Genomic DNA, 10,333 nt, shown 5'->3' with positions numbered 1-10,333 from the left:
AACGATCGAGCCTGAAGAATGCGGCAACTACTTCGCGAATGCTGGATACGCTGCCATCAAAACATGAAAGACTCTAGCGGTTCTCTGGGGAAAGCGCGTTGTGCTTTCCCCAGTAGTTGCTAAACGTCGAGCGCCACCATCATCCCGCGCACCTCCGCCATTTCCAGCAGCAGATCCTGCAGGCTTTCGGTGGTCAGCGGCGCACCCGATATCGCCGGCAGTTCAGCGATACTCTCCCTCATCGAAATCACGGGAGCCCCGGTTTTTTCCGAAAGCAGCCGCGCGATGGCCGCGCGGACAAGCGCAATCTGGTCAGGCATGATTCCCCTTTCATGCTACGATAACGGCACCATTTTCTTCATGCTGTATGCCTTGCCGCAACTTATGCGAGCATTCATTCACCCTTGCAAGTCGTCTCGTTGATGTTCGTATGATCGACAGCCGCCCAACGGGGAGAGCGACGGCATCCCGCGTCGTCGTCTTCCATGGCGCGGAGCAGGGCAAGCGGCACTTCGTGCCGGCAGAGCCCGATCAAAATCCTGCCTTGCACCGTCACCGGCAATTCGGTGTATCTGTCGAAAATGGAATACGTGCCTGTCGGCTCATTCAAAATCTCGAAACGGTCCAATGCAAACCTCAACCTTCCCCGGAACGCAGTAACGCACGCGTCCATCGGAGGTTGCCTAAAAAATCGATTTTTTCGGGGAGGCGCGAAAGAGTTCCAATTGGCTCTTGCCGAAGCCGGCGGCCTCGCTCATCCATGGCGTAAAGACACTGGGGCCAATGATGACCGAGACCAGCCTTCACCTCGTCGAAGCGTCGATCGACCAATTGCGCCTAGCGCTCGACAAAGGCGCCGTCACCAGCGTCGAACTGGTCGCAGCCTATGTCAGGCGGATCGCGTATTTCGACCGGCACGGCATCGCGCTGAACGCCGTGCCGGTGCTCAACCCTGAAATGTTCGAGGATGCCGCCGCTTCCGACGAGCGGCGCCGGCAAGGAAAGACGCTTGGCCCGCTCGACGGCATCCCCTACACCGCCAAGGACAGCTACAAAGTCAAAGGCCTGACGGTGGCTGCCGGCTCGCCCGCCTTCGAGCATCTCGTCGCCAACGAGGACGCCTTCACCATCGCCCGGCTGCGCGCCGGCGGCGCGGTGCTGATCGGCCTCACCAACATGCCGCCCATGGCCAATGGCGGCATGCAGCGCGGCGTCTATGGCCGCGCCGAAAGCCCCTACAATGGCGACTATCTGACCGCCGCCTTCGCGTCGGGCTCCTCCAATGGCTCGGGCACCGCGACGGCGGCCAGCTTCTGCGCCTTCGGGCTTGGCGAAGAGACGTGGTCGTCCGGCCGTGCGCCGGCCACCAACAACGCGCTGGTCGCCTACACGCCCTCGCGCGGCGTCATTTCGGTGCGCGGCAACTGGCCCTTGGTGCCGACCATGGATGTCGTGGTGCCGCACACGCGCAGCGTGCCCGACATGCTGGAACTGCTCGACATCATCGTCGCCGACGATCCGGAAACGCGAGGCGATTTCTGGCGCGCCCAGCCTTGGGTGGCGCTGCCGAAAAGCTCCGCGATGCGGCCACGACGTTATACCGACCTGACGCTTGCGGGTTCGCTGAAGGGCAAGCGGCTCGGCGTACCCAGAATGTATATCGGCCGCGACACGGAAATAGATCGCCCGATCGAAACCCGCGCCTCGGTACTTGATCTCTGGGAACAGGGGGCCGCGGATCTGCGGCGGCTCGGCGCCGAAGTGGTCGAGGTCGACTTTCCCGTCGTCTCCAACTATGAGCGCGACCGCCCCGGCGCGCGGACCATGGTCGAGCGTGGGCTGGTGCCCGGGGACTTCGCCGACCGCGAAATCTGGGATCTCTGCATCTGGGGCTGGGACGATTTCCTGCGGGCCAACGCCGACCCTGCTCTGCCCGATCTCGCCTCGGTCGACGGCCCAAAAATCTTCCCGCAGCCACCGGGCACGCTGCCCGACCGCTATGAAGGCGGCTTCGATCTGGCGCAGTATGTCGAGCGGGCAAAGCTCGGCGTCGCGCCCTTGACCCACATTCCCACGATCGCAGATGGCATCAAGGGACTCGAAGCAACAAGACGCATCGACTTCGAGGACTGGCTGGACGCACAAGGCCTCGATGCCGTGGTCCTGCCGGCCGCCGCCGATGTCGGCCCGGCCGACGCCGACGTCAACGAGGCGTCAGCCGATCTGGCCTGGCGCAACGGCACCTGGGTCGCCAACGGCAATCTGGTCTGGCGCCATTTCGGCATCCCGACCGTCACCGTGCCGATGGGCACAATGGCCGATATCGGCATGCCGGTCGGCCTGACCTTCGCCGGCAAGGCCTATGACGATGAAAGGCTGCTTTGCATGGCCGGCGACTTCGAACGTTCCACGCAGCGCCGCACCCAGCCGCCGCGCACGCCTGAATTGCCTGATGATGTCTTTTCGGATCATCCCGGCCAAGCCGGCACAGGCAAGACGCCGGCGCCAACCATCAAGCTTGCGGCCGAGACGCGCGCTAACGGTGATCAGGATGAGATTGCCATCACGATCGAAATGGTTGGCGAGATACCTGAAACGGCCAGCATCAAGGTCCATGTCAACGGAGAGGCCGTTGAGATGCAGCGAACCGGCATGCGGTTCACCGGGCAGGCGCTCGTCCCTGCCGCCGAGCATCGGCGCCTGCACAGCGTCTGGCGCGGCTCCTACGGCTCCATCGTGACTGCTGTCTTGCGGCTTCAGGATGGGCGCACCGCCGGTGCATACGCGGTCACCGGCGGAATCGAGTGATGATGCGCCGTACGGGCCGCCTTACCATGCACAACGGGCCAAGCCACGGAACCCAGCCATGATCAAAGTCAAGCAACTCGCCCATGTCTGCATTTTCGCCAACGACCTGGAAGAAACACGGCGCTTCTACGAAAATGTCCTTGCCATGGACATCCAGTTCAATTTCCTGCGCGATGGCGCGGTTTTCGGTTTCTACCTCAATTGCGGCGGCCGCAGCCATGTCGAGGTCTTCCAGAAAGAGGGCGCGCGGTTCAGCGAGACGGATCAGATCAACCATTTCTGCCTGGAAGTCGAAGACATCGACGCCGCGAACGCGCACATCGCATCCATGGGCGTTGACGTCACCGCCAAGAAACACGCCTGCGACGACACGTACCAGGCCTGGCTGCGCGACCCCAACGGGGTGAAGATCGAACTCTTCGAATACACCGGCAAAAGCGCGCAATTCACCGGCGGCGACCGCGTCGCGGACTGGTAGGCTAGTCGCGCGCGGCCCACAGCAAACCGCGCTCCGTGATTAGCGCCATTTCCGGCACCGCGAACTCATCCGCCGTATGGCCAAGGGAACTGTAAAAAACCTTACCCGCGCCATAGCGGCGCTTCCAGACGACCGGCATGACCACGCCGTCGATCCCGGGAAAATGCGCGTCGGTAAAGGTGGTTGTCGCCAGCACCTCGTTGCCCGGGTCGACATGCATGTAATATTGCTCCGACCGGTAGGCGAAATCACTGACGCCTTTCGTGACCGGATCGTCCGGCCGGGCGATGACGACATGGTAGTCGATGATGTTGCCGGGATGCGCGACCCACTGGCCGCCGGTCATGAACTGGTAGTCGGGCTCCGCGCGAAAACTGTCGCCCATCGTGCCGTGAAAGCCGCCGAGCCCGCTCCCCAGGCGAACCGCCTGCGTCAGGTTGTTCAGCTCGGCCTTTTCGATCGTCGACATGGTGATGACAGGCACGATGAGATCGAATGAAGCAAGGTTCGGATCGGCGAACATCGCTGTCCCCTCGCCGAGCGTGACCGCGAAGCCGTTACGCTCCAGCATGTCGCGGATAACGTTGGCGCTGCGCTCTGGCGTGTGGCCTTCCCAGCCTCCCCAGGCAATCAGGGCTTTCCTGGACATGCGGCAACCTCCCTCGATCCATTAGACCGACGACCGCTCCCCGCACGGGTCAGCGCCAGCCGAGCGCCGGCGCGACATGGGTGAGGATCGCCTCGATGACATGGGCGTTGTAGTCGACGCCGAGCTGGTTGGGAACCGTGAGCAAAAGCGTGTCCGCCTCGGCGATCGCTTCGTCCTGCGCCAGCTCCTTGATCAGCACGTCCGGCTCGGCGGCGTAGCTGCGGCCGAAGATCGCCCTGGTATTTTCCTCGATAAAGCCGATCTGGTCGCGGCTCTCATTGCCGCGCCCGAAATAGGCGCGGTCGCGGTCGTCGACCAGCGCGAAGATGCTGCGGCTGACCGAGACGCGCGGTTCGCGTTCATGCCCGGCCGCCTTCCAGGCTTCGCGATAGATGCGGATCTGCTCGGCCTGCTGGACATGGAACGGCTTGCCGCTCTCGTCGAATTTCAGCGTCGAGCTCTGCAAATTCATGCCGAGCTTCGCCGCCCATTCAGAGGTGGCGTTGGTCGCCGCGCCCCACCAGATGCGCTCGCGCAGGCCCTGCGAATGCGGCTCGAGCCTGAGCAAGCCGGGCGGGTTGGGGAACATCGGCCGTGGATTGGGCTGGGCGAAGCCTTCGCCGCGCAGCGTATCGAGGAACACCTCGGCGTGATGCCGCGCCATGTCGGCGTCGCTTTTGCCTTCCTGCGGCACATAGCCGAAATAGCGCCAGCCATCGATCACCTGCTCGGGCGAGCCGCGGCTGATGCCGAGCTGCAGCCGGCCGCCGGCGATGATGTCGGCCGCACCCGCATCCTCGGCCATGTAGAGCGGATTCTCGTAGCGCATGTCGATGACGGCCGTGCCGATCTCGATGCGGCTGGTCTTGGCGCCGACGGCCGCCAGCAGCGGGAATGGCGAGGCGAGCTGGCGGGCGAAGTGATGCACGCGGAAATAGGCCCCGTCGGCGCCGAGCTGCTCGGCGGCGACGGCGAGATCGATCGATTGCAACAGCGCGTCGGATGCCGAACGCACCTGCGATTGCGAAGAGGGCGACCAGTACCCGAATGACAGGAAACCAATTTTTTTCATGGTCCTGAAGTATATGCGGGCGGCACATGCTTCAATGGCGAAAGAACAGGGTTACACACCGTCGCCCTCCGCAATAGCTTAAACGTGCAACACCAGAGGCGTCACCAGAGAGTCGGCCGCTGTGGAGGATGGATGCTCAGGGGAATCCGCATCGTCGAGATCGAGGCGCTGGGACCGGCGCCCTTCGCCGGCATGCTTTTCGCGGACCTCGGCGCCGATGTCATCGTCGTCCACCGCAGGGAGCCGTCCGTGCCGGGCGCGCCCCAGCGCTCGCTGCTCGATCGCGGCAAGCGCTCCATCGCGCTCGACCTGAAGAATATGGATGACGTGGCCGTGCTGACGCGCCTCATCGCCACCGCCGACGGGCTGATCGAGGGTTTCCGGCCCGGCGTCATGGAGCGTCTCGGGCTTGGCCCGGAGGCCTGCCTCGCGGCCAATCCGCGCCTGGTCTACGGCCGCATGACCGGCTGGGGCCAGCACGGTCCGCTGGCCGCCACCGCCGGCCACGACATGAACTATATCGGCCTGTCCGGCGCGCTCTGGTACGGCTCCTTGCCGGGGGAGCCGCCCATGGCGCCACCGACGCTCGTCGGCGACGTAGGCGGCGGGGCGCTCTATCTGGTGATAGGCATGCTGGCCGCCATGATGAACGTGCGCGCCGGCGGCCAGGGCATCGTCGTCGACGCGGCGATCGTCGACGGCTCGGCCCATATGATGAACCTGCTGATGTCGCTCGCACAATCCGGCGCGCTTGCCGCAGACCGCGGCCGGAGCCTTCTCGACGGACCGCATTGGTGCCGCGTCTACCGGACATCGGATGGCGGCTTTATCAGCGTCCAGTGCGTCGAGCCTAAATTCTATGCGCTCTTCCTCGACAGGCTTGGCTTGACCGCCGATCCGCAATTCGCCAACCAGTTCGATCGCGAACTCTGGCCGCAGCTGGGCGACCGGCTGGCGGCGATCTTCGCCACGCGACCTCGCGACGCATGGGTCAAGTTGTTCGCGGGCTCGGACGCCTGTGTCGGCCCAGTCTTCAGCCCCCATGAAGCGGCCCAGCATCCGCACATGGCCGCACGCGGCACATGGCTGACGGTGGACGGCATCCTGCAGGCGGCGGCCGCGCCGCGCTTTTCCGGATGGCAACAAAAGACACCGGCCAAGAGCCCCATGCGCGGCGAACATGACGCGGAAATCCGCGCAGGCTTGCCGAGTTGAGGCGAGGTCCATGACAGTTCGGTCGATCGTAAAATTCCCCAATTCCCTCCTTCGCGCCGTGGCCGAACCCGTGGAGCTGTTCGACGACGATCTGCAGGCCTTGGCCAGCGACCTCATCGACACCATGCGCGCGGCCCCTGGAATCGGTATCACCGCCCCGCACATCGGCATTCTGAAACGCCTGGTCGTCATCCAGCTCCCTTCCGCGGCAAAACCGGCGATCTATGTAAATCCGGCCGTCGTCCAGGCCTCGACCGAAATGATCCGTCATGAGGAAGGCAGCGTTTCGATGCCCGGTGTCACCGAGGACATCGAACGGCACGCCCGCATCCGCGTTCGCTATCAGGATCTGGATGGCGGTGAGCGGTTCGAGGACGCCGAGGGCCTGCTGGCGGTTTGCCATCAGCATGAGATCGATCAGCTCGACGGGCTGTTCTGGACGCACAGGCTGACCCGCCTCAAGCGCGACCGGCTGATCAAGCGCTATGGCAAGCTGATACGAGCCTCGTAGACGCCACGGGGCGGATCGCAATGTTACGCCGGGCGCGTGGCCGCGCCGGCGGACCGTGTCACGTTCGCAACGTGCTAACCTGATCGCGGACGAAACGTCCGCCGGTCATTTTCCGCAGTGGTGATCGTTGATCTTGTTTATCGCAAAACCGTCCGGACCAGTCCGGTGGTAGGAGCAGGCTCCAGCAGCCGTTGTGAACAACTGCTGGTCATAGTAGCGCGGGCCGCCGAAGAGGAAGTCGATGAGATCGTCATTGGCGGGAACGTAGCGCTCCTGTTCGTCCTGGTGATGACGGTGCTTGGCGCCCGCGAAAGCCAACGAGGACATGTCGAAGCCCATCGCGAGAGCAAGAGCGCAGATCGCCAATCGTTTCGTCGTCATCGCAAACACCCTTCTGTTCGGGATTCGATCATATATCGAAAATCGCCAGATGACGAAAAGTTCCTGAACAAGGGCCTTGCTCCGGCCGATGCGCGGCAGTCGGCGACGGGTCCGGACCGCGGGCGCCCTCACCTGAACATCGCCACGCCCTCACTCCGTCTGGATCCAGACGGATTTGGTCTCCAGAAACTCGTGCAGATGCTCGATGCCGCCCTCGCGGCCATGGCCGGACATCTTCATCCCGCCGAAAGGCACGGCCGGATCGATGGCGTGGTACATGTTGACCCAGACCGAGCCGGCCTTGATGCGGCGGGCTAGCTTGTGCGCGGTGCCGAGGTGGGTGGTGAAGACGCCGGCTGCAAGCCCGTAGGGCGTCGCGTTGGCGCGCGCGACGGCCTCGTCCAGCGTGTCGAACGGCATCGCCGAAATAACGGGTCCGAAAATCTCCTCCCGCGCGATGGTCATGGTGTCCGACACCGCGCCGAAAACGGTCGGCGCGATGAAGTTGCCGCCATCATAGAGTTCGCCTGTCAGCCGCGCCCCGCCGACGACCAGTTGGGCGCCTTCGTCGCTGCCGGCCTTGATGTAGCCTTCCACCTTGCCGGCCTGCCTGGCATTGATGAGCGGCCCGATTTCGGTCTCCGCCTCGATGCCATGGCCGATGCGCAGTTTTCCGGCGAACTCCGCCAGCCGGCGCACGAATTCGTCATGGATCTCGCGCGCCACGAACAGGCGCGAGCCGGCAATGCAGATCTGGCCCGAATGCACGAACACCGCCATCGCCGCGATTGGGACAGCCTTGTCGATGTCGGCGTCGCGGCAGACAATGATCGGTGACTTGCCGCCAAGCTCAAGCGAGACGCGCTTGAGGTTGGTGACAGCAGCCCGCGCGATCGCTTGACCTGTCAGCGTCGAGCCGGTGAAGACGATCTTGTTGACGTCGGGATGTTCGGCGAGCCGCGCGCCCGCTTCGGCCCCGGTACCGGTGACGATGTTGACGACGCCGTCGGGCACGCCGGCTTCCTGCATCAGCCCGGCGATCAGCAGCGGCGTCAGCGATGCCTCCTCGGACGGTTTCAGCACGATGGTACAGCCCGTGGCGAGCGCCGGCGCGATCTTCCAGATCGAGGCCGCGGTCGGCGCGTTCCAGGGAATGATCGCGCCAACGACGCCAACCGGCTCGCGCCTTGTGAAGGTGACGATTTCGCCCGGAATGGAATTGTCGATCGCCTCGCCATGCAGCGCCGTCGCCATGCCTGCATAGAAGCGCAGCATGCCGATGACGCGGCGCCGGTTGGCCAGCGTGCGCGTGATCGGCAGCCCCATGTCGAGCGTGTCGCAAACGCTGAGCTCTTCCCAATGTGTCTCGAACAGGTCGGCGATCCTGAGCAGCACGCATTGCCGCTCATAGGGCGAGAATTTCGACCATGGACCTTCGAAAGCCGCGCGCGCTGCCGCGACCGCCGCATCGACATCGGCGGCTCCGCCACGCGGCACCGTCGCCAGCACCTCGCCGGTCGCCGGGTTCAGCGCCTGCATCACCTCGCCGGACTGCGCGGCGACCCACTTGCCGCCGATGAACATCGGCCGGAATTCGCCATGGTAGAGCGACGTGGCCTTCGCCCTCGGGTCGAAATTCACCGTCATCCCTTCCTCCTCGCAAATTCCCGGGCGACTATTACTCCCGGCGCGGGCGACCTCAACAAGGAAAGCTGAAGGGCGTTCGGGTAATCGGACCGCCAGCGTCCGCGCCCATGTTCACCAGAAAGGCGCCACAACAGGTCCGTGCGGGTTTAAAGATGCCTAGTCCCCGCCGCCCGGCGTGCGTTCCGACAGGAATCGCGTTAGAGCGCCTGGCATCCCGTTGCGGATCTCGACGTCGTTCCGGCGCGCGATCGCGGCGCGCACAAGCTTGGCGCCGAGATAGCGGAACGGTTCCGGCGGCATCGTCTTGCGCCGATCGAGCCCCACCAGCCCACTGCTGCTCCAGCGATCCTTCCGTTCCAGAACAAGGCTGGCGAGGACGCGGCCGCCGATTGGGGTCTGGGCAATGCCGGTCCCGTTGTAGCCCATGCCAAAGACAATGTTAGGATGACCCTTCAAGTGATCGAAGACGGGGACATGCTCCGGCACGCAGTCGATCGGGCCCGCCCAATCATAGTCGATCGGCACTCCTCGCAGTTCGGGGTAGACGCGGGCCAGTTCGCGGATATTGTCCCGTCCGTGTTCGGGGCTGCGGTTGAAGCTTTGGCCGAAATTGCCCGCATAGGCGATGTTGCCGCTGCCGCGGCCGAAGACCACCCGGCCTTTCGGGGTGCGCTGGTAATAGAGGACCTGGCGCTGCGCGTCGCAGATGGAGGCTCCGTCTCGCCAGCCGATTCGGTCGAGCAAGTCAGGGATTTCCGCGGTCGCGACCACCTGGCTTGCGACCACGTAGAGATGCCGTCGCAGTTCGGGCAGCGCCGACAGCCAGGCATTGGCCGCCAGCACGACCTTCTCGGCCCGCACCGCGCCCTGCGCGGTCCGGACCACACAGGTCCTGCCGGGCACGATTTCGGTGACGGGACTGCGCTCATGGACGACCACGCCGCGAGCGATCGCCAGGTCGCGCAGGCCGGTCGCCAGCTTGGCTGGATGCACGGTTCCGGCATTCGCCTCGACGACGCCGGCATAGGAGGCGGAAGACCCGGTCCGCTGCTTGATCTCCTCGCCGGTCAGCTGCCGGAAGCGGTTGGCCCCGGCTGCCTCGGTCATCGCGACAGCGCGGTTCCAGGCTCCCTCCTGGGCCGTGGAACTGGCCGTCCACAGCCAGCCGTCGAGACGAAGATCCATATCGATCGTGCCGTCGCGCTGAAGTTTCTCCAGCTCTGCGATGGCATCGACGCTATCGGCGCAAAGCGCCCGCCCCTCCTCCTCGCCGACGACGGCGCTGATCTGATCGAGCTCGGCGAACCAGGAATGCACCTGTCCACCATTGCGCCCCGAAGCGCCGGAGCCGCACTGATCGGCCTCGAGCACCATGACGCGGGTTTCGGGAGCCAGGTCGCGGATCCGCAACGCCGTCCACAGCCCGGTGTAGCCGCCGCCGACGATTACCACGTCGGCCTGCTCGCCGCCGACCAAGGGTTGGGTCGCCGGGGCAGCGGCAATGTCCTGCAGCCAGAACGACCGATCGGCTGTCGCCGCGACCGCCGGCTGTCTCATCCGTAAAGTGGCCAT

Annotated in this window: 11 protein-coding genes; 4 read left to right on the top strand and 7 right to left on the bottom strand. The window is 64.6% G+C overall.

Features of this window, described 5'->3' with window-relative positions:
* Positions 1-119 precede the first annotated feature (119 nt).
* The gene (locus tag FJ527_RS13290; RefSeq protein WP_015316727.1) at positions 120-320 is read right to left on the bottom strand and encodes a hypothetical protein; all 201 of its coding nucleotides are present in this window, start codon (positions 318-320) and stop codon (positions 120-122) included.
* Positions 321-394: 74 nt separating this feature from the next.
* On the bottom strand, positions 395-628 hold the full coding sequence (locus FJ527_RS13285) for a hypothetical protein (RefSeq protein ID WP_181166341.1): 234 nt from the start codon (positions 626-628) through the stop codon (positions 395-397).
* Between the two features lie 158 nt (positions 629-786).
* On the opposite strand from FJ527_RS13285, the gene FJ527_RS13280 reads away from it, so the two are divergent.
* Both FJ527_RS13280 and FJ527_RS13275 read left to right on the top strand, forming a co-directional pair.
* Positions 787-2,808: an amidase gene (locus tag FJ527_RS13280; RefSeq protein WP_140823296.1), complete on the top strand. Its 2,022-nt coding sequence runs from the start codon at positions 787-789 to the stop codon at positions 2,806-2,808.
* 58 nt (positions 2,809-2,866) lie between these two features.
* Positions 2,867-3,286, top strand: a complete 420-nt coding sequence (locus FJ527_RS13275; protein ID WP_140823295.1) for a VOC family protein — start codon at positions 2,867-2,869, stop codon at positions 3,284-3,286.
* A gap of 1 nt (position 3,287) precedes the next feature.
* Here the strand turns inward: FJ527_RS13275 and FJ527_RS13270 are convergent, their stop codons facing one another.
* The gene (locus tag FJ527_RS13270; RefSeq protein ID WP_140823294.1) at positions 3,288-3,935 is read right to left on the bottom strand and encodes a ThuA domain-containing protein; all 648 of its coding nucleotides are present in this window, start codon (positions 3,933-3,935) and stop codon (positions 3,288-3,290) included.
* Positions 3,936-3,984: 49 nt separating this feature from the next.
* Positions 3,985-5,007 carry an LLM class flavin-dependent oxidoreductase gene (locus FJ527_RS13265; protein WP_140823293.1) on the bottom strand — a complete coding sequence of 341 codons (1,023 nt, stop codon included), beginning with the start codon at positions 5,005-5,007 and terminating at the stop codon, positions 3,985-3,987.
* Positions 5,008-5,139: 132 nt separating this feature from the next.
* Between FJ527_RS13265 and FJ527_RS13260 the strand changes: the two genes are divergently transcribed.
* Both FJ527_RS13260 and FJ527_RS13255 read left to right on the top strand, forming a co-directional pair.
* Positions 5,140-6,222 (top strand): CaiB/BaiF CoA-transferase family protein, encoded by a 1,083-nt coding sequence (locus tag FJ527_RS13260; RefSeq protein WP_140823292.1) that lies wholly within the window; start codon positions 5,140-5,142, stop codon positions 6,220-6,222.
* Between the two features lie 10 nt (positions 6,223-6,232).
* Positions 6,233-6,733, top strand: a complete 501-nt coding sequence (locus FJ527_RS13255) for a peptide deformylase (protein ID WP_140823291.1) — start codon at positions 6,233-6,235, stop codon at positions 6,731-6,733.
* Positions 6,734-6,838: 105 nt separating this feature from the next.
* Here the strand turns inward: FJ527_RS13255 and FJ527_RS13250 are convergent, their stop codons facing one another.
* The 3 genes from FJ527_RS13250 to FJ527_RS13240 form a co-directional block, all read right to left on the bottom strand.
* Entirely contained in the window at positions 6,839-7,114 is a 276-nt protein-coding gene (locus FJ527_RS13250; protein ID WP_140793215.1) for a hypothetical protein, read from the bottom strand.
* Between the two features lie 150 nt (positions 7,115-7,264).
* Complete coding sequence (locus FJ527_RS13245) at positions 7,265-8,761, bottom strand: aldehyde dehydrogenase family protein (protein ID WP_140823290.1); 1,497 nt, start codon at positions 8,759-8,761, stop codon at positions 7,265-7,267.
* Between the two features lie 156 nt (positions 8,762-8,917).
* A complete protein-coding gene (locus tag FJ527_RS13240; protein ID WP_140823289.1) occupies positions 8,918-10,333 on the bottom strand; it encodes an FAD-dependent oxidoreductase in 1,416 nt (471 codons plus the stop codon).

The sequence above is a fragment of the Mesorhizobium sp. B2-4-18 genome (assembly GCF_006441385.1).
Taxonomy (GTDB): Bacteria; Pseudomonadota; Alphaproteobacteria; order Rhizobiales; family Rhizobiaceae; genus Mesorhizobium; species Mesorhizobium australicum.
Note: the sequence above shows the minus strand (reverse complement) of the source record. Positions and strands in the feature narration are given on the sequence as shown.

Bases quoted from the DNA above. Each gene is read 5' to 3' on its own strand.
- FJ527_RS13245 (WP_140823290.1), bottom strand. From the start codon at position 8,761: ATGACGGTGAATTTCGACCCGAGGGCGAAGGCCACGTCGCTCTACCAT.
- FJ527_RS13290 (WP_015316727.1), bottom strand. From the start codon at position 320: ATGCCTGACCAGATTGCGCTTGTCCGCGCGGCCATCGCGCGGCTGCTT.
- FJ527_RS13240 (WP_140823289.1), bottom strand. From the start codon at position 10,333: ATGGCCACTTTACGGATGAGACAGCCGGCGGTCGCGGCGACAGCCGAT.
- FJ527_RS13270 (WP_140823294.1), bottom strand. From the start codon at position 3,935: ATGTCCAGGAAAGCCCTGATTGCCTGGGGAGGCTGGGAAGGCCACACG.
- FJ527_RS13275 (WP_140823295.1), top strand. From the start codon at position 2,867: ATGATCAAAGTCAAGCAACTCGCCCATGTCTGCATTTTCGCCAACGAC.
- FJ527_RS13255 (WP_140823291.1), top strand. From the start codon at position 6,233: ATGACAGTTCGGTCGATCGTAAAATTCCCCAATTCCCTCCTTCGCGCC.
- FJ527_RS13280 (WP_140823296.1), top strand. From the start codon at position 787: ATGACCGAGACCAGCCTTCACCTCGTCGAAGCGTCGATCGACCAATTG.
- FJ527_RS13265 (WP_140823293.1), bottom strand. From the start codon at position 5,007: ATGAAAAAAATTGGTTTCCTGTCATTCGGGTACTGGTCGCCCTCTTCG.
- FJ527_RS13250 (WP_140793215.1), bottom strand. From the start codon at position 7,114: ATGACGACGAAACGATTGGCGATCTGCGCTCTTGCTCTCGCGATGGGC.
- FJ527_RS13260 (WP_140823292.1), top strand. From the start codon at position 5,140: ATGCTCAGGGGAATCCGCATCGTCGAGATCGAGGCGCTGGGACCGGCG.